Annotated in this window: 18 protein-coding genes and 1 pseudogene; 11 read left to right on the top strand and 8 right to left on the bottom strand. The window is 63.8% G+C overall.

What is annotated here, in order from left to right:
- Positions 1–78: 78 nt before the first annotated feature.
- Genes AACZ17_RS04725 through AACZ17_RS04740 form a run of 4 tightly spaced genes read right to left on the bottom strand, consistent with a single transcriptional unit; the run spans position 79 to position 3,982 of the window.
- Positions 79–861, bottom strand: a complete 783-nt coding sequence (locus AACZ17_RS04725; protein WP_290740278.1) for an acetoacetate decarboxylase family protein — start codon at positions 859–861, stop codon at positions 79–81.
- Between the two features lie 43 nt (positions 862–904).
- A complete protein-coding gene (locus AACZ17_RS04730) occupies positions 905–1,786 on the bottom strand; it encodes an SDR family NAD(P)-dependent oxidoreductase (RefSeq protein ID WP_290740281.1) in 882 nt (293 codons plus the stop codon).
- Position 1,787: 1 nt separating this feature from the next.
- Positions 1,788–2,753, bottom strand: a complete 966-nt coding sequence (locus tag AACZ17_RS04735) for a Rieske 2Fe-2S domain-containing protein (protein WP_290740284.1) — start codon at positions 2,751–2,753, stop codon at positions 1,788–1,790.
- On the bottom strand, positions 2,750–3,982 hold the full coding sequence (locus AACZ17_RS04740) for an amidohydrolase family protein (RefSeq protein WP_290740287.1): 1,233 nt from the start codon (positions 3,980–3,982) through the stop codon (positions 2,750–2,752). The genes AACZ17_RS04735 and AACZ17_RS04740 overlap by 4 nt, the downstream gene beginning before the upstream one ends.
- Before the next feature lie 232 nt (positions 3,983–4,214).
- Between AACZ17_RS04740 and AACZ17_RS04745 the strand changes: the two genes are divergently transcribed.
- The gene (locus AACZ17_RS04745) at positions 4,215–7,076 is read left to right on the top strand and encodes a S8 family serine peptidase (protein ID WP_290740289.1); all 2,862 of its coding nucleotides are present in this window, start codon (positions 4,215–4,217) and stop codon (positions 7,074–7,076) included.
- 93 nt (positions 7,077–7,169) lie between these two features.
- Complete coding sequence (gene hemN / locus AACZ17_RS04750) at positions 7,170–8,588, top strand: oxygen-independent coproporphyrinogen III oxidase (protein WP_290740292.1); 1,419 nt, start codon at positions 7,170–7,172, stop codon at positions 8,586–8,588.
- A 25-nt stretch (positions 8,589–8,613) separates the two neighbouring features.
- Here the strand turns inward: hemN and AACZ17_RS04755 are convergent, their stop codons facing one another.
- Positions 8,614–9,057, bottom strand: a complete 444-nt coding sequence (locus tag AACZ17_RS04755) for a hypothetical protein (protein WP_290740295.1) — start codon at positions 9,055–9,057, stop codon at positions 8,614–8,616.
- A 63-nt stretch (positions 9,058–9,120) separates the two neighbouring features.
- Here AACZ17_RS04755 and AACZ17_RS04760 point away from each other — a divergent pair, with 63 nt between their 5' ends.
- Entirely contained in the window at positions 9,121–10,284 is a 1,164-nt protein-coding gene (locus AACZ17_RS04760) for a PQQ-dependent sugar dehydrogenase (protein WP_290740298.1), read from the top strand.
- 54 nt (positions 10,285–10,338) lie between these two features.
- On the opposite strand, the gene AACZ17_RS04765 is transcribed toward AACZ17_RS04760, so the two are convergent.
- Together AACZ17_RS04765 and AACZ17_RS04770 are read right to left on the bottom strand one after the other, a co-directional pair.
- Positions 10,339–10,947 carry a hypothetical protein gene (locus tag AACZ17_RS04765; RefSeq protein ID WP_290740301.1) on the bottom strand — a complete coding sequence of 203 codons (609 nt, stop codon included), beginning with the start codon at positions 10,945–10,947 and terminating at the stop codon, positions 10,339–10,341.
- Between the two features lie 140 nt (positions 10,948–11,087).
- The gene (locus tag AACZ17_RS04770; RefSeq protein ID WP_290740303.1) at positions 11,088–11,717 is read right to left on the bottom strand and encodes a c-type cytochrome; all 630 of its coding nucleotides are present in this window, start codon (positions 11,715–11,717) and stop codon (positions 11,088–11,090) included.
- Between the two features lie 205 nt (positions 11,718–11,922).
- Here AACZ17_RS04770 and AACZ17_RS04775 point away from each other — a divergent pair, with 205 nt between their 5' ends.
- The 3 genes and pseudogenes from AACZ17_RS04775 (at position 11,923) to AACZ17_RS04785 (ending at position 14,924) form a co-directional block, all read left to right on the top strand.
- Positions 11,923–12,318, top strand: coding sequence for a zf-TFIIB domain-containing protein (locus AACZ17_RS04775; protein ID WP_290740306.1), 396 nt, complete (start codon positions 11,923–11,925; stop codon positions 12,316–12,318).
- Between the two features lie 25 nt (positions 12,319–12,343).
- Positions 12,344–13,780 (top strand): annotated as a pseudogene (locus tag AACZ17_RS04780) (MFS transporter).
- Positions 13,781–13,853: 73 nt separating this feature from the next.
- A complete protein-coding gene (locus tag AACZ17_RS04785; protein WP_290740308.1) occupies positions 13,854–14,924 on the top strand; it encodes a 3-deoxy-7-phosphoheptulonate synthase in 1,071 nt (356 codons plus the stop codon).
- Positions 14,925–14,931: 7 nt separating this feature from the next.
- Here AACZ17_RS04785 and AACZ17_RS04790 read toward each other — a convergent pair whose 3' ends face one another.
- Positions 14,932–15,972 (bottom strand): DUF481 domain-containing protein, encoded by a 1,041-nt coding sequence (locus AACZ17_RS04790; protein ID WP_290740311.1) that lies wholly within the window; start codon positions 15,970–15,972, stop codon positions 14,932–14,934.
- Between the two features lie 111 nt (positions 15,973–16,083).
- Here AACZ17_RS04790 and gor point away from each other — a divergent pair, with 111 nt between their 5' ends.
- From gor to AACZ17_RS04815, 5 genes are read left to right on the top strand one after another with little or no spacing between them, the layout of a single operon-like run.
- Positions 16,084–17,442, top strand: coding sequence for a glutathione-disulfide reductase (gene gor / locus AACZ17_RS04795; protein ID WP_290740314.1), 1,359 nt, complete (start codon positions 16,084–16,086; stop codon positions 17,440–17,442).
- Positions 17,443–17,460: 18 nt separating this feature from the next.
- Positions 17,461–18,399 (top strand): ATP-binding cassette domain-containing protein, encoded by a 939-nt coding sequence (locus AACZ17_RS04800; protein ID WP_290740317.1) that lies wholly within the window; start codon positions 17,461–17,463, stop codon positions 18,397–18,399.
- Positions 18,396–21,230 carry a Gldg family protein gene (locus AACZ17_RS04805; protein WP_290740320.1) on the top strand — a complete coding sequence of 945 codons (2,835 nt, stop codon included), beginning with the start codon at positions 18,396–18,398 and terminating at the stop codon, positions 21,228–21,230. The genes AACZ17_RS04800 and AACZ17_RS04805 overlap by 4 nt, the downstream gene beginning before the upstream one ends.
- Complete coding sequence (locus AACZ17_RS04810; RefSeq protein WP_290740323.1) at positions 21,227–22,111, top strand: DUF4340 domain-containing protein; 885 nt, start codon at positions 21,227–21,229, stop codon at positions 22,109–22,111. Before AACZ17_RS04805 ends, AACZ17_RS04810 begins: the two co-directional genes overlap by 4 nt.
- Positions 22,108–22,989, top strand: a complete 882-nt coding sequence (locus tag AACZ17_RS04815; protein ID WP_290740326.1) for an AraC family transcriptional regulator — start codon at positions 22,108–22,110, stop codon at positions 22,987–22,989. The genes AACZ17_RS04810 and AACZ17_RS04815 overlap by 4 nt, the downstream gene beginning before the upstream one ends.
- Position 22,990 lies beyond the last annotated feature (1 nt).

Consider the following 22,990-nt stretch of genomic DNA (forward strand, 5'->3'; position numbering starts at 1 on the left):
TTACTTCTTCCTGAAGATCAAAGCCGCCTTCCCCGGAAATGCGCGATGAACCATTTTTTTTGCCTGTGACGGGGCCGCTCAGGTGCGCAGCGGCCCGCCCTGGGTGCCCTTCCAGCGGGAACCGGAAATGGTATCCGTGAAGGGTTTGAAGGCCTCCGGGTCGAGCTTGCCTGCCAGCTTGATCTCCCGCCCGAGGAACGTTGGCCACCACAGGTGGGCCGAAATCTGCTCACGCAGTGGCAAGCGGCTCGCCAGCGGATCCCAGGGACTGTCGTGCAGCACCAGCTCACCGTCCACACGCTCCTTCCAGGCACAGCCGTAGCGGCTCAGCACATGAACCACATGCGGCGGGAAGTCATAGCCGTGGGCCGCATCCGGCATCACACCGACCGCCAGGGAAAACTTCACCCACCACTCGTGCATGTCGAATTCTGCCTGCGGCTCGTTCTCACCACTCGCCGTGCCGCGAAACTCGACAAATGTGTAGCCCTGGTGCGTGCAGCGTGCACGCACCGCGGACCCCAGCCGATAGTAGTCAGTCTCGCAGGGATACTTGGGCTGACCATTGTGGTCGCGGCTGATAAAAATCGCCGATTCCTGATCAATCCCGTAGCCCAGGGCATACTCCCCCGCGATACCGTTGTAGTCGGCATTCACGGTTTGCAGGATGCCGTACTCGGGCTCATCCGGCACTGGCACGTTATAGATTGTCAGGTTGACGTAGGGATCAGCCCCGGGCGTGATACCCGGGGGCAGCACGGCGGCGATGGCCTCCGGGTCCGTGCGGTAAACAATCTTGAGCATCGGCCAATTGGCGATATCGCCCGTATTGCCCTGTGGGGCAGCTGTTGCTGTGGACATCGTTTATCTTCCTTATTGTGGTTATTACAGTCCTGAAGTGTGTTCAGCCGCCCACCATGGCGGGCACCGGCGTTGTGCGGTTCAGGATCATCTCGGCCCGGGCCCGGATCTTCTCATCGGTTTCCGGTGTTGTTGCCAGCAGCCAGAAGGCATCCTGCTCCAGGCCCGCCACCGCCATTGCCGCCACCTCGTCGGGGTGTGTGGTCTGCAGCTCAATGCCGTATTCCGCCGCCATGCGCTTCATATCCTCCACCGAACTGATCCCGGAGGCGTTGCCCTCAACCTCTTTCTTCAACGCTTCCGGGCGCACCCGCCCTGAGTTGAACAAGCCCGTCTCAACCACGTGCGGGCCCGGGAACAGCGCGCTGACCTTGACCGGGCTCTGCGCCGCCTGCACCTGATAGTGCAGATTTTCGGTGATGGCGTGCACGGCGGCCTTGCTGGCGGTGTAGATGGGTGCATCCGGGAACACCAGCAGTGCGCCGTTACCGGAGCCCGTGACAACAAAGTGCGCCGGCTCGTTGGCGGCGATCAGTCGCGGCATGAAGACACGAATGGAGTTGATGACGCCCCAGATATTGACGTTGAAACACCACTGCCAGTCTTTTTCCGAGTAGTCCCACATGGCACCGGATTCGCCGGCGCCAATACCGGCGTTGGCGAATACCAGTTGCACGCCACCGAAGTGCTCGCTGGCGACATTCGCAAGGCTCTCCAGGCTGGCGGCGCTGGTGACATCGCAATGCGCGACCCGCGCTTCGATACCTTCGGCGGCGAGGGCCTGGTCGATATCCTGCATGGCCGCCTCGTCCACGTCGCCGACCACAATGCGCGCACCGCGACGGCCAAGGGCGAAGGCCAGTGACCGGCCTACACCGCTTGCGCCGCCGGTGATAACGGCGACCTTACCTGTAAAATCCTGCATATCAGCTTATGTCCTCAGCGTTGATGTAGAACTGGCGCACCCATTTGCGGTACAGCACCAGGGTTTTGTCCTCTCGACAGAAGACCGGTTTGTGCTTGTGTACTTTGTTCGCCCAGATCGGGTAGTCGTCCTGGATGCCCGCGATGATGCCTTTCATCACATCGTCACCGGCCAGGTCCTCGATCTCCCGGCGCACGGTGAGCGTCCAGCGCAGCAGGGTGGTGTGGCGATCGATCGGCTGGGCGCTGTTATACACCACCATTTCCGCGTTCGGGCCATAGCTGGTGCGCACGACGGCGAGGCCGGGGTTCAGCACCATGGCGTGCAACTGGCTGGGAAACTGCGACTGGCTGGAGTCCGAGCGCAGGTGCAGGGTGCGTCCATCCTCGTCCACGGTCACCTCCGACGGTGGCACATCGGGCTGTTTGTGCACGTAGCGGAAGTGCACCGGGTCGCAGGAGTTCTCCGCGATATCCTGAATGTGGGCGGGCACTTCGAATTCCGCGTAGCGCGGCGCCGTCCAGTGTTCGTCACCCAGCTCTGCCAGCTTGGGCAGGGGCCATTTTGGCGCCAGATTCTGCGGGTGGAACCAGATGTACACCTCGCCATTGCCCTCCTCGGTGTGCCAGGTGCGGATCCGTGCCCGCTCGGGTATCTCGTCACAGTAGGGGATCTCGACACAGGTGCCCTGCGTGTCGAACCGCCAGCCGTGGAAGGGACAGCGCAGGGATTCGCCGACAACCCGCCCCTCGACACCCAGGTGCGCACCGAGGTGCGGGCAAAAGGCATCCTGCAGCACGGCCTGGCCGGAGCGTGTGCGATAGAGGGCGAACTCACGGTCAAAGGCGTGCACACGCTTTACCTCGCCGACCTGCAACTCGTGGCTGCGGGCCACGGAGTACCAGCCCATCGGGAACTCCGGTGTGGTATTGGTCTTGGACTCGCAGGCTTCGACAATTCTGGTCATGCGGCTTCTCCTGTGGCATGGAAGATAGCGCTGCTGGGGCCGATCTTGTCGGCGACGGCCTGCAAGCGGTTGCGGTCCAGGCCGTACCAGGCGATCGCATTTTCGCCGAGAATCTTGCGTCCATCGGCCTCGGGAATGCCGGCGAAGGTCTCCAGGTAATACTGCTGGGTGTTGGGCCAGGTACCCTCGGGGTGCGGGTAGTCGCTGCCCCACATCATCTTGTCCACGCCCAGCACGCCGCGCAGCTCGATGTCCCTGCGCGGCACACAGGAGGCACCCACCGCGATGTTGCGCTGGAAGTACTCACCCGGCGACATCGACAGGTGGCTGCGGAAATCGCCCAGTTTGGCCGAGAACTGCACATCAAAGTAATTGTGGTCCAGCAGGCGCAGCCACGGCGGCAGCATGAACACGGTGCCGCCCTCTGTCATCACCGCCTTGAGGCGCGGGAAGCGCTCGAACACGCCGCCCCAGATCATGAAGGTCAGGGGACGGTAGAGCCACCACATCACCTCGGAGACATAGATACCCATGGCGCCGGGGAGCTGGTCGCTGAGATCTTCTGCCGGCCACTGCTTGCCGAAGTATTCGGGCTGCGGCGCGGGCCCTGAGTGGAAGTGGATGATCACACCCAGGTCCTGGCAGACCTCCCAGAATGGGTCGTACTTGACGTGGTGATAGGGGTCATTGTCGCCCCAGAGTGTTGGAATCATCACCGACTTGAGGCCGTTGTCGACGCACCAGCGCACGGCCTCAACCGCCTGCTGTACATCCCACAACAGGGGAATCGAGGCCACGCCGATGTGGCGCGCAGGATCGTTGGCGCAGAACTCCGCCAGCCAGCGGTTGTGGGCCATGGCACCGGCCCACTGCAGTTCCGGCACGGCGTCACGGGGCGACAGTCCCAGCCCCGCGCCGAAGGGCGGGGTGTTCATCTCGGTGATGCCATCGGGGAAAATCACTTCAGCGGCAATACCGTCGCTGGCGAGCATCTTGATGCGCTCATCGTAGCTCCAGGCACCCGTCAGCTGCTGCTGGATCGGCGCGCGCCAGGCATCGTTGATTTCCTTGATCAGGAAGCTCTGCTCGGCCTTCTGTGTCATCTCCATCTGCACCGGTACCGCCACATCCATGATGTCGTGGTACTTGGATTCCACATAGGGCTTGTAATCGGTGATATGGAGGCCTGCGTGGCAGTCGGACGACACCACAATCAATTTATCGGACATGACCTTCTCTCTCTGCGGTTGGCACTAAATTATCGGTTAGGGTCTGGCGCTGCACAAAAATTGCACACGTGTGTACAAATTAGAGCAATGTTTTTGTAAAAGCAACAAATCCACCGCTTTTCATGGGCAGGATCAGGACAGCGCAGGGGCGCCTGCAGCCCACGTTGCAGGGGCGGATTCCTGCGCCGCGTTTGCCGCTATACTGCGACGGAGCCCTGCCGGAAACCAGGATATGTCACAGCAACACTACAGCACGGGACACCGTATCGGACAGCGATGCGTCGGACTGCTATGCCTGGCGGCGTTGCTGGCAGCCTGCGGTGGCGGCGGGGGTGGCGGCGCCGCACAACCCGCAGTCAATCAGCCTCCGGTTGCCCAGGCAACAGCCCCCGCTACGGTGGCGGGAGGCAGCCAGGTCACCCTGGACGGCAGCGGCTCCAGGGACGTTGATGGCAGCATCAGCCGCTACGAATGGCGCCAGACCCAGGGGCCCGCCGTCACGCTGGCGGGCAGCGACACCGCAAGCGCCCGCTTCACAGCGCCGCAGAGCAGCGCCGACCTTGTCCTCGCCTTCTCACTGACAGTGACCGACAACGAAGGCGCCAGCGGCACTGCGTCCACCACCGTGGCGGTGACCGGCAATGCGCTCACCCGCTGGGAGCTGAGCGGCAGCGTACTGGCCGCCAGCAGCCAGGCGGTGGACGGCGACACCAACGACACCGCGAGCCTCTACACGGCCAACGATACGCCGGCGAGCGCGCAGCCCCTCGCCAACCCGGTGACGCTGGGTGGCTATGTGAACCAGCCCGGCACCGGTGCCGAAGGGCGCTCGCAGGTCACGGGTGATATCGATGACTATTTCCGCCTGGAGCTGCTTGAGGGGCAGTCAGTCACCCTGCTGGTGGCGGACTTCGAGGACGCGGATGCCGACCTGTACCTGTACAGTGAAGACGGCGAGGTCGTGGACTTTTCCGTTGAAACCGGCGAAATCGAAACCGTCAGTGCACCGGAACGTGGCAGCTACCTGGTCAACGTATCGGCCTTTGTCGGCGCCACCAACTATATCCTCGCGGTGGGCAGCCCTGCCCTGCCCGGCGCCCGTGTCGACGCAGAGCTGGTCCATGGGGAGGTGATTGTCGAATTCGCCGAGGGCGACCTGCTCGCCCCCGGCTTCTTCCATGCCGACCTCGCCTACCAGATGGGTATGCAGGAGCGCGCCGGTGGCCCGGGGCGTGCCCGCCTGCTGGAAATCCTCGCCGGCCAGGCGGAACGCCAGCGACTGGGCACGGGGGCACAGCGCGCGGATGATTTCCGCTCCGCGCCGCTGCGCGAGCGGTGGGAAACCCTGATCAGCGTCAAGCAGCTGCGCCAGCAGGCCGACGTGCGCCATGCGGAACCCAACTACCGACTGCGTCCTGCACTGGAACCCAACGACAACGCCTACGGCCTGCAATGGCACTACCCGCTGATCGGGCTGCCGGCAGCCTGGGACGTGACCGTCGGTGATCCCGGCGTGATCGTGGCGGTCGTCGATACCGGCGTTCTTTCCGGCCACCCCGACCTCGCCGGCCAGCTGGTACCGGGCTATGACTTTGTGCGCGACCCGGCGGCCGACGGCAACGGTATCGACCCCAATCCCGAAGACCCGGGCAACCGCGCCAACCCCGGCAACAGCCGGTTCCACGGCACCCATGTCGCCGGCACCATCGCGGCACGGGGCAACAACCGTATCGGTGTTGCAGGCGTCGCCTGGGGCGCCCGCGTCATGCCCCTGCGGGCGCTGGACGACGACGGCGGCACGTCCTACGACGTGGCTCAGTCGGTGCGTTTTGCCGCGGGTCTGGCCAATGATTCCGGCACCTTTCCCGCAACGCCCGCAGCCATCATCAACCTGAGCCTGAGCGGCGAGGGCTTCAGCGAGATCAACCAGTCTCTGTATCGAGAGCTGCGTGAGCGCGGCACCATCGTCGTCGCCTCGGCGGGCAATGAGGCCACCAGCACGCCCGCCTACCCGGCCGCCTACGATGGCGTGATTGCCGTGTCGGCGGTGGACGCCCAGCGTGAACTGGCCAGCTACAGCAACCGCGGGGCGTCCATTGATATTGCGGCACCCGGCGGTGATGGCAGCACGGATTTCAACGGCGACGGGTATCCGGATGGGGTGCTGAGCACCAGCGGATCCGCGGAGGCCGGACGCGTGGAGTTCGCCTACACCTTCCTCAATGGCACGTCGATGGCTGCACCGCACGTCGCGGGGGTCATCGCGCTGATGAAAAGCATCAACCCCGAACTCAACGGGCCACAGGTGGAATCGCTGTTACAGAGCGGCAGCCTCACGGATGACCTGGGCGCAACGGGACGGGACGACCGCTACGGCCACGGGCTGGTCAATGCCCGCAAGGCTGTGGCGGCGGCACTGGACAGCATTGGCGAGGTATTTGCACCGCCGGCCGCCCTGCGCGCGTCCAGCCAGTCGCTGAACTTCGGCGGCACGCGGGAGCAGCTGGAGATCACCCTCAGCAACGGCGGTGGCGGTGCGCTGCAAGTCCTGGATATCAGCAGCGATGCGCCCTGGCTCAGCGTCTCGGCGCTGGCGGTGGACGCCAGTGGTCTCGGCCGCTACCGGCTTCAGGTTGACCGCGATGGCCTGACCGACGGTCTCTACGCCGCCAATGTCAGCGCGCGCTCCAGCGCCAACAGCCTGCAGATTCGGGCGCTGCTGTCGGTGGGGGATGCGGCGGTCGCCGACGTCGGTGTCGTGTACATCATTGTCTACGACCCGGCGCTGGATGCAGCGGTCGCACAGAGCGTGGCGCGAGCAGAAGCCGGGCGCTATGCGTTCCGGTTCCGCGATCTTGCCGCAGGCAACTACCAGCTGTTTGCCGGTACCGACGCCGACAACGACCTCTTCATCTGTGATGCTGGCGAGGCCTGCGGAGCCTGGCTGACAACCGACGAGCCCGGCCTGATCGTGCTCGACCGCAACCGTGACGCCATCGACTTTCCGGTGGAGCACTTCATCAGCCTGCCGAGTGGCCCCGACGCCAGCGCCGGCAACCCGGACCCACAGCGTGGACTGGGCAGGATGCGCTGAAGCCGTAGCGCAATGGCTTGATGCAGGTCAACGGCAACCGGGGTAGCGCGCATTACACTGCGCGCTGCTTCTGTCTGTAACAGGCTTCTCGCCATGACCGCACTCTCGCTGCCCACCCCGGGGCTGACCGGGTCTTCACTGTGGGACCCCGCCCTGATCGCGCGCTACAATCTTGCTGGGCCGCGCTACACGTCGTACCCCACCGCCGCACAGTTTCAGGACGATGCCGGCGACACGCTGTGGCACGAGGCGATAGACGCCAGCAATGCGGCAGGTGCGCCGCTGTCACTGTATTTCCACATCCCGTTCTGCAACACCGTCTGCTACTACTGCGCCTGCAACAAGATCATCACTGCAAACCGGCAGCGGGCCACGGACTACCTGCAGTTGCTGTACCGGGAAATCGCCCTGCAGGCCGATGCTGTCCGGCCCGGACGTATTGTGCGCCAGCTGCACTGGGGTGGAGGCACACCGACCTACATTTCAGATGACGAGATGCAGGCGTTGATGGCGCAAACCAGGCGACATTTCCAGCTTGCAGATGACGATAGCGGTGAGTTCTCGATTGAGGTACATCCGGGTGGCATGGAGCCAGCGCGCATCGCACACCTGCGCGGGCTGGGTTTCAACCGGGTGAGTATGGGCGTGCAGGATTTCGACCCCGATGTACAACAGGCGGTAAACCGATTCAACAGCGTGGAAGAAGTGTCTGCACTGGTGGCGGCGATTCGCAGAGAACGCTTCAAGTCACTGAGCATGGACCTGATCTACGGCCTGCCGCGCCAGAGCGAGGGCTCCTTCGCACGCACGCTGGACCAGGTGATCGCGCTACGACCGGACCGTCTCTCCCTGTTCAACTACGCGCACATGCCGCAGATGTTCAAGACCCAGCGCCAGATCGACGAACGGCAGCTGCCCGAGCCCGCCGTAAAAATGGCCATCCTGCACCAGAGCATTGAGCAATTGCTGGCGGCAGGCTATGAATACATCGGCATGGACCACTTTGCCCTCCCAGGGGACGAGCTGGCACTGGCCCAGATGCAGGGTACCCTGCACCGCAATTTTCAGGGCTACTCAACGCACAAGGACTGCGACCTGCTGGCCTTCGGCGTCTCGGCCATCAATGCCCTCGGCAACAGCCACTTCCAGAACCACAAGGATGAGGCATCCTACGCGCGGGCTATCGAAGCCGGACAACTGCCGCTGGCGAAACGCATCAGCCTCAGCAACGATGACCTGCTGCGCAAGGCAGTCATCAACGAGTTGATCTGCAACTTCGGCCTGGACTATGCCGCGATCGAGACACAGTTCGGTATCGATTTTCAGGATTATTTTGCGCCCGAAATGGCGCGCCTGCCAGCGCTGGCGCGCGACGGCCTGATTGCGCTGGATGCCGGGGGCATTCGTGTCATGCCTGCGGGTCGCCTGCTGGTGCGGCGCCTCTGTATGGAGTTCGACGCCTACATCGATCACAGCAAGCTGTCAGGAAACCGGTTCTCGCGCATCATCTAGCACGCCTGACGCGCTCCGCACAGAGTCAGGCGTCGGCGGGGCGCGCCTTGCTGATAACGGCGAACAGCCAGCCGCCGAGCGCGCCAGCAAGGCATTGCAGCAGCAGTCCATCCCACTCCCGCGCCGCTGCAACCACCCAGATACCCAACACCTGGCGCATGATCACGTGCAGTGCCAGCATCCCGCTGAAGCCGGCCAGCGTAAACCAGAACACACGCGACCCCGGCACCCGGTGCGCCCGCACAAGGCCTGCCGCCACCGGCATGGCCAGCACAAAGGCCAGCAGAATCAGCAGCAAGTAGGCGGTCATACCCAGCAGGTCGTGCAGGCTTGCCTCCAGTCGCACCGCCATGGGCACTGGCACACCCAGGTCACCGAGATTGGCCAGCACCGTCTGGGTGGCGAGCAGGCTTGCGACGGCATAGGCGAGCAAAACCGCAGGGAAAAAAGCTTTCAGGACGCGAATCATGGGCGACTACCGGTAGTGCAGGGAGTGTTTATAATGAACCGGCGCACCGCAAAGGAAAAGCCCATGCCTGTTTTCGCCGTCACACTTCGCTTTATCGCCGCTGCAGGCCTCAGCTTCGGCCTGCACGCCGGGTCGGCCCATGCCGGGTCGGCCCCTGCCGGGTCGGCCCATGCCGCGTCAGCCGACGCCGCGGCAGCGAGCGGCTATCACCTCGAAACCCTGACTGAGGGCCTGCAACATCCCTGGTCAGTTGCCCAGCTCCCGGATGGCAGCTTTCTTGTCACTGAACGCGGCGGTGCCTTGCTGCACATTCAGGCTGACGGCACTGGCCGCACCGCACTGGAGGGCGCACCCGCGACCTTCGTTGCCGGCCAGGGCGGCTACTTCGATGTGCTGCTGCACCCGCAGTTTGCACGCAATCAGCTGGTCTACCTGAGCTACGCCAAGGGCGATAAATCCGCCAACGGTACCGCGATCTTCCGCGCACGCCTCAGCGGCAACAGGCTGATGGACGGAGAGGATATTCTCTGGGTCGCTGACCGGAAGAACACCGCGCAGCACTACGGTGGGCGCATGCTGTTCCTGCCTGACGGCACGCTGCTGCTGGCGACCGGAGACGGTTTTGACTTCCGCGAGAAAGCGCAGGACGGCGCTAACGAGCTTGGCAAGGTGTTGCGCATCCACGACGACGGCAGCGTCCCCGATGACAACCCGTTCCGGGCACGGGGCAGCGAACGGGTCTGGACGCTGGGCCACCGCAACCCGCAAGGGCTCGCACTGGATCGCGCGAGCGGCACGATTTACCTGCACGAACACGGGCCCAGGGGTGGGGATGAGGTGAACGTACTGCGCGCCGCCAGCAACTACGGCTGGCCTGCGGCGACCCAGGGTGTCGACTACAGCGGCGCCTACGTTTCTCCCTACAGTGAGCTGCCGGGCATGGCGCCACCCCTGCATGTCTGGGTACCGAGCATCGCACCCTCGGGCCTGGCGTGGTATGGCGGGGAGCCGTTTCCCGCCTGGCAGGGCAAGCTGTTGGTTGGCGCACTGGTCGACAAGGAGGTGCGCCTGCTCACACTGCGCGATGGTGCGGTGATCGATGAAACACCTTTGTTCGCAGAGCTCGGCGTGCGCATCAGGGACGTGCGGGAAGGGGCTGACGGTTTCGTTTACCTGCTTACCGACGAGGAAAACGGCGCCCTGATCAGGGTCACGCCAACGCGCTGACCCCCGCCACGCCAGCCCTCTCCGGGCGCAACGGAACGGGGGCCAGAAGGCCGTTTAGCTGGTGCTGGCTTTCTTCGGTGCGCGTTTCGCAGCAGCCTTTTTCGGCGCCGCTTTGCGGGCGGGTGCTTTTTTCGCCGCCGCCTTTTTCTTCGCCGGCGCCTTTTTCACCGTCGCTTTTTTCGCTGCGGCCTTGCGTTTGGCTGGCGCCTTCGCCTTTCCGGCGGACGCTTTCTTTTTCGCCGCCGGCTTGCTGGCAGCCTTACGCCGCGCCGCCGCTTTTTCTACCATGGACGCCGCTTTATCGGCAGCCTGTGCCCGCCGGGACTCCAGCGCGAGATCGGCCTGGATGGGCACCAGCTTTTCGAAGGAGGCATAGGCAGCCTTGGCCATTTTCGCCACCGACTCTGCCAGCTCCTGCACCTGCTTCACCAGTTCCTCAACACGCTTCTGGCTTGCCGAGCTGGATTTACCGCGCAACGCGCTGCGCGCCTTTTTCAGCCGGGTATTGGCCGCAGTATGTTTTTTGCGCGCTGCCGTCAAATCGGCCTTGACCTTGGCGTGCGCCTTCTCCGTTTCGGAAAGCAGTTTTTTCTGCAGCTGCTCAACCTTTTTATTCGCCTGCTCAGCCATTTTCACGGCCTGCGACATTTCTTTTTCCAGCATGGGCATTTCACTCTAATGAATAAACGGGTACCGCTTCTTCAGTGTAGGCGTAATTGCTCCGCGCGCAATGCCTATTTATTGATCTGTCTCACGCCACCGTGAATCGTCGCACCGGGCCGAGAGGCTGTCACAGCGCAGGTTCACTCCGCCTGACTGCGGATATAGGCAATAACGTCCTGCAGCGCCTGCTCGTCGTCCAGCATCGCCGCCATGTTGCGCATCTGCCGGCCGGTACGGTCCTCCCGGTGTCGACCCCGCTGGCCCTCGCGAAACGCATGCAGCTGGTCGAGCAGATACCAGTCGTCGGCGCCCGCCAGCCGAGGTGCATTCAGCGCCACATTGCCTCCCGCATTCGCGCCGTGGCAAGCCCCACACAAACGCATGAATGTCCTGCCGCCCGCTGCCTCATCCCCTGTGGCCAGTGTGGACGCCGAGGGGCCGCTCTCCAATTCACTGATGTAGATGGCCAGGTCAGGCAGACGCTCCGCCGGCGGCAGCAGACCCGTGGACGCCGCCATCTGCTGCGCGGCCAGCGTGGCGTCTGCTCCACCGCGCAGGCCGCGCTGGAATTTGTCCAGCTGGGCGAGGATATAGACGGGGCGCAGGTGATTCAGACGCGGTGCCCGCAGGGCGACATTGCCTTCTGCCGATGCCCCATGGCATGCCGCACAGGGGGCGTACAATTCAGCAGCGTCAGGCACTTCGGCCTGGGAAGCGAACGCAAGGGTCGCAAGCATTAAACCGAGCAGCGACAGGACAGGAGCGGGCATACGGGTATCCTGTAAAATCGGGAAAACGCGGCAAATTTACCAGCTTTCATGTCTCGCGAATATCGGGCGCGCAGCATCTGCGTCGCGACAAAAGAGGGACCAACCGAGAGGGGACAAACAAATGATGCTGCGCTAGACTCAGCGGCACATCTTTTCCGCCAGTGCCGCCCGGATGCGGTACGCACCGCCTTGAACAGGAACCGCCATGGAGTACAACCCTGACCAACACAGCCTGAAGTGCCCCAAATGCGGCCACGGCATGAACGAGGTGAGCTACGGGAACATCACCATTGATCGCTGCAGCAACTGTCAAGGGCTCTGGTTCGATAGCGGAGAAGCCGACCAGTTGAAAGCTCGCTGGATGGGGGAAGCACTGGATGTCGGCCAGCCTGCCGAAGGGCGCAAATGGGATGCGGTGGAAGACATCGCCTGCCCCCGCTGCCAGCGTGACATGGAAAAGACCTGTGACGCGAAACAGCCGCACATCTGGTACGAGACCTGCAGTGAACACGGCCTGTTCATGGATGCCGGCGAGTTCACCGACTACAAATACGAAACACTGGTCGACCGATTCCGCAGCCTGATCAAGGGGGCGCGCTAGACAGGGCAGGCAGGACGCAAGCCAGGTGACGACCTCACTCGGTACCCGCGTACTCTACGGTGCGGGCGGCGCTGTCGGCGCCGCGAAGGAAGCGGCGTACACGATGTTTATCCTGCTGTTCTACACGCAGGTACTGGGCCTGAGCGGAACCGTCACCGGTTTGATTATTGCGGTGAGCCTGATCTGGGACGGCATCTCCGATCCACTTGTGGGTTCCCTCTCCGACCGGCTGCGCAGCCGGCACGGACGTCGTCACCCCTTCATGGCGCTGAGCATCATTCCGCTGGGGCTGGGTTTTGTCGGCCTGTTCACCCCGCCGCAAGCGGTGGTGGACAACAGCACCTGGCTTGCAGGCTGGCTGCTGTTCTGGTCGCTGTGGGTGAGGACCTTTGTCACGACCTTCGCCATACCCCATCTCGCGCTGTCGGCGGAAATCACCAGCGACTACCACGAGCGCAGCCAGGTGCTCGGCGCGCGCATGGGCTTCATGTTCCTCAGCGCCGTGCTGCTGCCCGCCGTGGCCCTGACCGTCATCTTCCCCGAGCAGGATGGCGTGGATGGACGCTTTGACCCCGCGCGCTATCCGCTGTATGGCATGCTGTCCTGCGCGGTGGTGTGGATCATGGCGACACTCAGCACCCTGGGTACCCGGCGCCACATACAGCCGGAGGTGGCCCAGCCAGGCGGCAACAGTCGCACGACGCTGCGGACCCTGTTCAGTGATCTGCGGCGCACCCTGGGCAACCGCAATTTCCGCCTGCTGATCGGCTACGACATCGCGGCCACCTCGGCCTACGGTGTCATCAGCACATTGAATATTCTGGTGTGGACTTTCTTCTGGGCATTCTCCGCTGCCGAGATCTCCATCATCCTGTCCCTGCCGACGCTGCTCGGCGTGGCCCTCGCCATGTTGACACTGGGGCCCCTGGGCCGGCGTTTTTCCAAGCAGCGCCTGGTACAGCTGTCGCTTACCTGCCTGATTCTCAATTGCCTGTGGCTCTATCCGCTGCAACTGTTCGGCTGGTTGCCGACCGACAGCGGCAAGTTGGTCTTCATCCTCAACTTTGTCTTCATGCTTATCTTCATGTAACTGTTCATGGTGCGCATCGTCAGCAGCACCTCCATCGTGGCCGACCTGACCGACGAGCACGAGCTGGATCACGGCATGCGGCAGGAGGCCGGATTTTTCTCCGTGATCAACTTCGTCAGCAAGCTGGCAACCGTCGCCGGGCCACTCTACGGCGGTCTGGCACTGGATATCATCGGCCTGGAGACCGGTATGCGCCCCGGTGATGTCCCCGTTGCCACACAGCATGGGCTGGTCTATGCGTTCGGGCTCGGCGTCATTCCACCGCTGCTGGTCGCGCTGTGGATTATCTCGCGCGTCAGCAGCAGCCAGGCCCATGTCGAGGCGGTGCAGGCGCAGATTGCCGCGCGTCGCCAACACAGTACCGAAGGCTGACAGCGTCGCGTTACCTTGTCGGCCCGACAGCCGTAGGCGACAATGGCCGGCCACAGTCCTGAACGGCAAGCCAATGACCGACCACAACCCGCCAGACCTCACGGATGACCTGCGCATTCACGGCGCACAGCCGTTAATCACGCCCTGGGTACTGGCCGAGGAGTTGCCGCTACCCGCCACGCAGCGTCGCGCCATTGCCGGCGCGCGACGGGCGATCGAGTCCGTGCTCGCTGGCGAGGACCGCCGCCTGCTGGCGATTGTGGGGCCCTGCTCTGTGCATGACCCGGCAGCGCTGCTGGATTTCGCCAGTCAATTGCAAAGCGCCTGCGCATCACTCGATGATGCGATCCTGCCGGTGCTGCGTGTGTATTTCGAGAAACCGCGCACGGTTGTCGGGTGGAAGGGACTGATCAACGACCCGGACCTGGACGGCAGCTTCCGCATCAACAAGGGGCTGCGCCAGGCCCGCCGCGTGCTGCTGGACGTGGCCACACTGGGCCTCCCCGCCGCCAGCGAATTCCTCGACACCACCTTTGGCCAGTACTACGCCGATCTGGTGAGCTTCGGCGCCATCGGCGCGCGCACCGTGGAGAGCCAGATTCACCGCGAACTGGCCTCGGGCCTGTCCATGCCCGTGGGCTTCAAGAACGGGACCAACGGCAACATCGATGTCGCCATCGATGCCATTCGCTCTGCGCGCCACAGCCACTGGTTTCCGTCGCTGACCAAGGAGGGCACGCCGGCGATCCTGCACTCCACCGGCAACCCGCACGGCTACCTGATCCTGCGTGGCGGCAGTGCCACCGGCGCCAACTACCACGCTGCCGCGGTGCAGGCCGCGGCTACGGCGCTGGCACGGCATGACCTGCCGGCGTCCCTGATTGTGGATTGCAGCCACGGCAACAGCGACAAAGACCCGGAGCGCCAGGCCGTGGTGGTATCGTCGCTCTGCGATCAGATGGAGCAGGGGCAGCGTGCGATCCGCGGCGTGATGCTGGAGAGCCACCTGCGGGGTGGCAACCAGCCAATCGCCGAACGCGAGACCCTCAACTACGGCCAGAGCATCACCGACGCCTGCCTGTCACTGGCGGAGACGGTGCCGCTGCTGGAGCAACTGGCGGCGGCCGTGCGCCGCAGCCAGTGAAGCCGGTCTACCAGCTGTAACCCACGCGGAAGCGGTAGGTCTGGTCAAGTTTGTCCACCTCGGGCGGCAGCCCGGAATCGTACTCGAGCAGTATTTCCGCGGCGCCTTCGATGTTGAACAACAGCGGGAATGCGAGGCCCATGGTGAGGTTGAGGATCACATCCTCGGCCTGATCAAGGTTCCAGATACCCGTATGCTTCAGATACAGCTGCGACTCGTCGCTGATGTAATTGCTGGTGGCATCGACGGACCAGTTCATACCCATGTAGTCCTGGTCCTCTGCAACAATGTAATCCTCGTTGACGTACACACCACCCACTTCCGCGGACAGTGTCAACAGCGGCCGCTCATGGAACTGGCGGCCGATGTAGGGACCCACGTAATAGCGCAGATCGAGATCGGCGAACTTGTCGTGTTCCGCCGACGCGTTCACACCCCAGTACAGTGGCCCCTCAATGAAGCGGTCATATTTGCCCAGCGCCGTCCAGTTCTCGGCATTCTTGACGTCATTGGCTTCGTCATTCTCGCCGTCGAGGCGCACCGTATAGCGGTCCTGCAGGCTGCGCCAGACGCTTTCCACGCTGTAATCCAGCTCATCGGTATCGGAGTTGCCGCGCTGCAGCTCGAGAGCCATGCTCACCTGGCCTTTCCAACGATATCCGTAACCGAGCTCCCAGGGTTGCGGGTTACTGACGGCGAGTTCCGTCAGCGGGTAGGTGGCCACGGGCGCCTCCGCAGATGCCAGCAGCAGGGTCTCGTCCTCGATGCGCAGCGCCGGTTCTTCAACCACCGTGCCGTCGGCCAGCTTGAGCACAATCGGTTCACTACTGGTCAGGCTCTCGACCTGGTCCTGTTGTACTTTCAGTGTTCCGGCGAACTCGGTGTCCACCGTCACCACGCCATCGCGCACGCCGGTGACGGTGCCCAGTATGCGTGAGCCGTTCTTGAGTATGATCTCGTCCGCCGCGAGGGCGCTGCCTGCGAGCAGTCCGGACGCCAGCGCCACCGCTGCCGGTGCCACTCGCAAAGAGTGAATAATCCGCTTCATGTTCCCCAGTTCCTTGAATTCATTGAGCGCCGCCTATAATACAGGATTTGCCTCGCCTTATGCGCATGCTCGGGGGCTGGTAGACTGGCTCCTTCAACCTGGGAGATCACTGTGAGCGAGAAAGACTACGACCTGTTTGTCATCGGTGCCGGCTCCGGCGGCGTGCGCGCCGCGCGTATGGCGGCGAGTTTCGGTGCCCGCGTGGCAATCGCCGAGGACCGCTACATGGGCGGCACCTGCGTCAACGTGGGATGTGTGCCAAAAAAACTCTACGTCTACGCATCGGAGTTCGGCAAGGCGTTCGAGGACGCCCGGGGTTTCGGCTGGGACAGCAGCAAACCGGGCTTTGACTGGACAACCTTGCGTGACAACAAGAAAACAGAAATTTCCCGACTGAACGCGATCTATCGCAAGATGCTCAAAGGGGCCAGCGCCGACGTCATCGACGGCCGGGCGCGCATCGTCAACGCCACGACTGTCGCCGTCGGGGATCGGGAATACAGCGCCGGAAAGATCCTCATCGCCACCGGAGGCTGGCCGCATATTCCGCAGTTTCCCGGCAGCGAACTGGCGATCACCTCCAACGACGTGTTTGACCTGGACAGCTTTCCCGAGCGCCTGGTGATCGTCGGTGGCGGCTACATTGCCGTGGAGTTCGCCGGCATCTTCAACGGCCTGGGGTCGCACGTCACACAGCTGTATCGCGGCCCGCTGTTCCTGCGCGGCTTCGATGCCGATATCCGCGCGCACGCGGCGCGGGAGATTGCCAAAACCGGCGTGGATCTGCGCTTCGAGGTTAACGTCGAATCCATCTCACGCGGCGCTGACGGCCTGGAGCTGGAGCTCACGGATGGTTCGCGGCTCAGCGCCGATGCGGTGCTGTACGCGACCGGACGCAAGCCACACCTTGACGGCCTGGGCCTGGAGCAGACCGGCATCAAGCTCACCGAGTTCGGCACCATCGCCGTGGACGAGGATTTCGAGACCGATGAGCCCGGCATCTTTGCCCTGGGAGACGTGATCGGTGGCATGGAACTCACGCCGGTCGCGCTGGCGGAAGGCATGGCCTTCGCGCGACGCCAGTTCGGTGAGGCGGGCCAGCAGGTCGACTATGACTTCATACCCACCGCCGTTTTCTGCCAGCCGAATATCGGCACGGTAGGGTTCACGGAGGAGCAGGCGCGCGCGAAATTCGGCCATATCCGTCTGTTCAAGGCGACCTTCCGCCCGATGAAGCACACCATCAGCGGTCGCGACGAACAAACCTTCATGAAACTCGTCGTCGACAAGGCCACCGACCGCGTGGTGGGCCTGCACATGATGGGCCCCGATGCCGGAGAAATTGTTCAGGGTATGGCCATCGCCCTGCGCGCAGGTGCCACCAAGGCATTGTTCGACACCACCATCGGCATCCACCCCACCGCTGCCGAAGAGTTCGTCACCATGCGCGAACCGTGGCACGAAGACTGAGCGGCCGGCGACTCACGCATGATCTCTGTCGATTCGCTGTCCAGACGCTACGGCAATACACTGGCCGTGGACAACGTTTCCTTCGAGATTGGCGCCAATGAGGTGGTTGGTCTGCTGGGGCACAACGGTGCCGGCAAGACCACGATCATGCGCATGCTCAGCGGCTATCTGGAGCCCTCCACCGGTAGCGTGACGGTGGCCGGCGTCGATATGGCAGAGGGTGCCCGCCAGGTGCAGACGACCCTGGGTTACCTGCCGGAGCACCTGCCGATCTACCCCGAAATGCTGGTCGCAGACTACCTCGACTACGTGGCAACGCTGAAAGGCATCCCGCGGCGTGAGCGCCCTCTCGCGCTGCAGGAGGCCATTGCCGCAACGGCTCTCGGGGAGCGCGCACTGGACCCGATCCACCAGCTTTCCCGCGGGCTGCGCCAGCGCGTGGGGGTGGCGCAGGCAATCCTCGGCCAGCCGCAACTGCTGATTCTGGATGAACCCACCAATGGCCTGGACCCCGGGCAGACCAGCCAGATGCGCGACCTGCTGCGGCGGCTGGCGCGGCGCGCCACGGTAATTCTCTCCACGCACATCATGCAGGAGGTTGAGGCGGTCTGCGACCGGGTGCTGGTGATGGCCGCTGGCCGTCTGGTGCTGGACGCACCGCTGGCCGATCTGCGCAAGAGCCGCACCCTGGTGCTGCGCGCGGGCACCGAGGAGCCCGATCTCGAGCGCTGGCTGCGTCGGCTCCCGCAGATTGCGGCCGTGCATCCGCGCGCCGACATCGCCGGTGGCGAAAGCTGGGTGCTGACACTGCGTGAAAACGCCGATGCCGATACCGCGGCAAACAATATTGCCCAGTGCGTGGTGCGCGCCGGCGCCAGCCTCTTCCAGTTGCAGCCCCAGCTGCGCGACCTCGACAGCATCTTCCGGGATGCCACGTCAGGAAAGGCAGGCACGTGACCACCAACAGCGTCATTCGTCGCGTAGCGCAGAAGGAAGTGCGGCTGTTCTTCGGCTCGCCTGTCGCCTGGCTTTTCCTCGCCGGTTTTGCAGCGCTGACCCTGTTCCTGTTTTTCTGGGTGGAATCCTGGTTCGCGCGCAACATTGCCGATGTGCGGCCGCTGTTCGAATGGATGCCGCTGCTGCTGATACCGCTCAGCGCGGCCCTGACCATGCGCATGTGGAGTGAAGAACGCCGCACCGGCACCCTTGAGCATGTGCTGGTGCAGCCAGTCGGTATCTGGCGCTTTGTGCTGGGGAAGTTCCTCGCCTGCACCGGCCTGCTGCTGCTGGCGCTGCTGGCGACATTGCCCCTGCCGATCAGCGCCGCACTCATGGCCGATCTCGACTGGGGCCCGGTTGCCGCGGGGTACCTGGCGTCGCTGCTGCTCGGCGCGGTATACATCAGCATCGGCCTGTTCGTGTCCGCGCGTACGGACAACCCCATTGTGAGTCTCATCGGCAGCGCGTTTCTGGGTAGCCTGCTGTATCTGGCGAGCAGCCATACGCTGACAGCCCTGGTCACCGACAGCAGCGCCGAATGGCTGCGCTTGCTGGGCAGCGGCGCGCGCTTCGACAACATCACGCGGGGCGTGCTCGACATCCGCGACCTGGGGTGGTGCCTGAGCCTGATTATCGGCTTTCTGGCCCTGAACGTGTTCAGCCTGGAGCGCGAACGCTGGGCCAGGGACACCCACAGCCGCAAGCAGCGGCGGGCAACAACGGCGATTTTCCTGCTGCTGGCCAACCTGCTGCTGGCCAATCTCTGGCTGCAGCCGCTGTCCGGCATGAGGCTGGATGTCACCGAAGGCAAACTCTACTCACTCTCGCCCACCACACAGCAGATACTCGGCCAGTTGCAGGAGCCCCTGTTAATCCGTGGCTATTTCAGCAATCGCACCCATCCCCTGCTGGCGCCCCTGGTGCCGCAGCTGCGCGACCTGATTGAGGAGTATGCCAGCGCCAGCGGCGGCAGCATCAGGGTTGAGTTCATCGATCCGGCGGAACACCCCGAGCTGGAGCGGGAGGCACGGGACCGCTTCCGCATGAACGCCACCCCACTGCAGATCGCTGACCGTTACCAGTCAACGCTGGTCAACGCCTGGTTCCACATCCTGGTGCGCTATGGCGATGAGTTCACGACGCTCGGTTTCACCGACCTGATCGACGTGCGCAGCGCCGGCAACACGGAGGCGGAGGTGCGCCTGCGCAATCCAGAGTTCGACCTGACGCGGGCAATACGGGATGTACTGCAGCAGTACCAGCTGGGGGATGAGCTGTTCAGCACCATTGAGCAGCCGGTGGAGCTGGTGGCGTACGTTTCCCCACACGCCCTGCTGCCAGAGCGGCTGCGCCAGTACCGCGACGCCATCCAGGCGCAACTGGATGCGCAGGTTGCCAACTCCGGTGGCAAGTTCAGTTACCGCTTTGCAGAGCCCGAAGCCAATGACGGCGCGCTGGCGCAACACCTGGCCGACACCTGGGGCTTTCAGCCGATGATTGCCGGTCTGGGAGAGGAGCAGCGCTTCTGGTTCTACCTCACTCTGGAGGACGAGCGCCAGGTGGTACAGCTGCCCACTGACGCCTTCGATCCTGAGGACTTCCCCACCGTGCTCGAGGCAGGCCTGCGCCGCTTCGCCAGTGGCCTGACCAAAACCGTGGCGTTGGCCGTGCCGGAGATGAACGAGCAGATGGCACGCTTCCACCTCGGCGCCCCCACGTTTGCCAATCTTGAGCAGGCCATCACCCGGGACTACAGCATTCGCAGCGAACAGCTCAGCGATGGCAGTGTCGATCCCGATGCCGACATCCTCGCTGTCGTCGCCCCGCACGCGCTGGATACCGCCAGTCTGTTTGCCATCGACCAGTTCCTGATGCGGGGTGGCACGGTGGTGCTGGCAACCGCACCGTTCAGTGTGGAGCTCAGCAACGGCGAGATGCGACTGCTGGACTATCCCAGCGGCCTCGACACATGGCTGGCAGCACACGGACTGCGCATTGCGCCGGAACTGGTGCTCGATGAACAGAACGCACCGTTCCCGGCGCCGGTTCTGCGCCGCGTGGGTGACTACGAGTTCCGCGATGTACAGATGATCGACTACCCCTACTTCCTCGACATCAGGCCACCGGCACTGAACCCGCAACACCCCATCACCGCCACCCTGCCCCAGCTGACGCTGGGCTGGGCGGCGCCCATCGATGTGCAGCCCGTTCAGGGCCTGCGCAGCACCCTGCTGTTGCGCAGTTCAGAGCAGGCGTGGACGTCGGCAAATCGCGATATCCTGCCACAGCAGGAAGGTCAGGCCGGCCCCCGCTTTGCGGTCGAAGGGGAAACCGGCAGCCGGGTGCTGGGCGTTGTGCTGGAGGGGCGCTTCCAATCTGCCTTCGCTTCCCGGGGGGCGCCAGCCATCGACGCAGAGAACGGGCGCGAACCACGTGGCCTGCTCCGGCAATCCGCGGAATCCGCCCGGTTGGTGCTGTTCAGTTCCAACGACTTCATGGACGACCAGATGCTCAACGCCATGGTCGCGGCGGCAGGCACACAGTACCTGAGTCCCCTGGAGCTGTTCATGAACACCCTGGAGTGGTCGCTGCAGGATCAGTCACTGCTCTCCATACGCAATCGGGCGCATTTCAACCGCACCCTGCCACCGATGAGCCGCGAGGCCCAGCAGTGGATCGAGTACCTGAATTATGGCCTTGCGGTTGTCTGGCTGCTGATACTGGCTGGCGTGCACCGCTTGCGCACCTCGCTGCGCCGGCGCGCCTACCGACGGAGGCTGGGACTGTGATTCGCGTGCTGCTGCTGATACTGGTGATCCAGTGCGCCATCACCGCCGCCGTCTACTGGCCGCAGGAGCACCTTGCGGCAGAGAACCCGGGCGAAGCGCTGCTCAGCGTTGCAGCGGAAACCGTCACGCGGATCAGCATCGCCGATGCACAGGGCGCGGAGGTTGAGCTGCTGCGCACCCGCGCGGGGTGGACCCTGCCTGAACTGGCGGGTCTCAGCGCCGATTCGGCGCAGGTCGATCGCCTGCTGAAGGCGATGACGGAGGTCCGGCACGGCTTTCCGGTTGCCTCCAGTGTGCCGGCACGGCAGCGTTTTGAGGTGGCGGACTACCTCTATCAGCGGCGTATCCGTCTCTCCACGGCAGAGGGCGAGGAGAGCACGGTGTTCCTGGGTACGGCCCCGGCCTTCCAGCAGGTTCATGCGCGCCGCGCAGATCGCGATCCCATCTACAGCCTGGCCTTCAGCGCGTTCGATGCACCTGCAAATGCCGGCGGCTGGCTTGACCGGACACTGTTGCGCGTGGCGGATCCGCAGCGAGTGCGGGGTGAGGGGTACCAACTGACACGGGAGGGCGACCGCTGGCAGTCGGCCACAGGGGCATCCCCCGAGCCGCGGGAGCTGGAGGCGCTGCTGCTGGGGCTGGCCAACCTGCAGGTAGACGGCGTGGCCGATGAAGATCAGCGACGCCAGCTCGGCACCCAACGGCCGGCCTTCAGCCTTGCAACCGCGGATGCCGAGGGCGAACGGCAGCTGGCGTTCTATACGCTGGAGGGTAAACAGTTCCTGCGCGATGCCCGCTACGACCTGTTTTTCACCCTCAGCGCCTACGACTTCGACCGGCTGCGCACACTGGATGTGGAACGCCTGAACGGTGGCCCATGAGCACCACCTCGAAGTGGCCGCTGCCGGCGGAGGGTGTGCGCTTTCTGACGCCCGCCTTCATGCTGGAGAAACTACACCGGCACCCCCTGACACGGGACTGCTATCCCACAGCCATGGGCTACTACCCACAGGCCCGCGGCCACCGGATGCGCCGGCTGCGTCACGATGACAATCTGCTTCTCTACTGCGTCGATGGCAGCGGCAGTCTGCGCCTTGGTGAGCAGCGTCATGCGATCAGTGCAGGCGACCTGATACTCCTGCCCCAGGGCGTCCCCCACAGTTACAGCGCAAGTCGCGACACGCCCTGGAGCATTTACTGGATACATTTCCAGGGTATCAGCAGCGGGCTGTTCATGGAGTACCTCGGCTACCGCGAGGGGCGACCCATCGTACAGGCCGGCATCGCACCCAGCCTGATTGCGGCTTTCCACAACCTGTTGGCGGTGAACCGCACCGGCTACAGCAGTTCGGCGTTCGTGAATGCCGCCAACCAGTGCCGCCACCTGTTTACCCAGATTGTGCTGGAGGCCACACAACAGCGTGCCAGCCACCCGGCCGGCCTGGACCTCGAAGCCATTCAGTCGACGATGCAGGACAATATTCACACCAGCCTGGAGCTGGAAGAGCTGGCCAATATTGCGCATCTGTCGAAATACCACTTTGCCAGCCGCTACAAGGCCCTGACCGGCTATTCACCGATCAAGCACTTCCTGCACATGAAGATCGAATACGCCTGCCAGCTGCTGGACAGCACGGAAATGCGCGTCAAGGCGATTGCAGCCGCAGTCGGCTATGAGGACGCGCTGTATTTTTCCCGCCTGTTCAAGCAGACCGTGGGACTGTCGCCGCGCGCTTACCGGAGTTCTGTGCGCAAGTAAC

Origin of the sequence: uncultured Haliea sp. (genome assembly GCF_963973825.1) — a bacterium.
GTDB lineage: Bacteria > Pseudomonadota > Gammaproteobacteria > Pseudomonadales > Halieaceae > Haliea.

Coding starts and splice junctions, on each gene's coding strand:
- AACZ17_RS04740 (WP_290740287.1), bottom strand. CDS start 3,982: ATGTCCGATAAATTGATTGTGGTGTCGTCCGACTGCCACGCAGGCCTC.
- AACZ17_RS04785 (WP_290740308.1), top strand. CDS start 13,854: ATGACCGACCACAACCCGCCAGACCTCACGGATGACCTGCGCATTCAC.
- AACZ17_RS04745 (WP_290740289.1), top strand. CDS start 4,215: ATGTCACAGCAACACTACAGCACGGGACACCGTATCGGACAGCGATGC.
- AACZ17_RS04775 (WP_290740306.1), top strand. CDS start 11,923: ATGGAGTACAACCCTGACCAACACAGCCTGAAGTGCCCCAAATGCGGC.
- AACZ17_RS04815 (WP_290740326.1), top strand. CDS start 22,108: ATGAGCACCACCTCGAAGTGGCCGCTGCCGGCGGAGGGTGTGCGCTTT.
- AACZ17_RS04725 (WP_290740278.1), bottom strand. CDS start 861: ATGTCCACAGCAACAGCTGCCCCACAGGGCAATACGGGCGATATCGCC.
- AACZ17_RS04800 (WP_290740317.1), top strand. CDS start 17,461: ATGATCTCTGTCGATTCGCTGTCCAGACGCTACGGCAATACACTGGCC.
- AACZ17_RS04765 (WP_290740301.1), bottom strand. CDS start 10,947: ATGCTGGAAAAAGAAATGTCGCAGGCCGTGAAAATGGCTGAGCAGGCG.
- AACZ17_RS04735 (WP_290740284.1), bottom strand. CDS start 2,753: ATGACCAGAATTGTCGAAGCCTGCGAGTCCAAGACCAATACCACACCG.
- hemN (WP_290740292.1), top strand. CDS start 7,170: ATGACCGCACTCTCGCTGCCCACCCCGGGGCTGACCGGGTCTTCACTG.
- AACZ17_RS04755 (WP_290740295.1), bottom strand. CDS start 9,057: ATGATTCGCGTCCTGAAAGCTTTTTTCCCTGCGGTTTTGCTCGCCTAT.
- AACZ17_RS04770 (WP_290740303.1), bottom strand. CDS start 11,717: ATGCCCGCTCCTGTCCTGTCGCTGCTCGGTTTAATGCTTGCGACCCTT.
- AACZ17_RS04730 (WP_290740281.1), bottom strand. CDS start 1,786: ATGCAGGATTTTACAGGTAAGGTCGCCGTTATCACCGGCGGCGCAAGC.
- AACZ17_RS04760 (WP_290740298.1), top strand. CDS start 9,121: ATGCCTGTTTTCGCCGTCACACTTCGCTTTATCGCCGCTGCAGGCCTC.
- AACZ17_RS04790 (WP_290740311.1), bottom strand. CDS start 15,972: ATGAAGCGGATTATTCACTCTTTGCGAGTGGCACCGGCAGCGGTGGCG.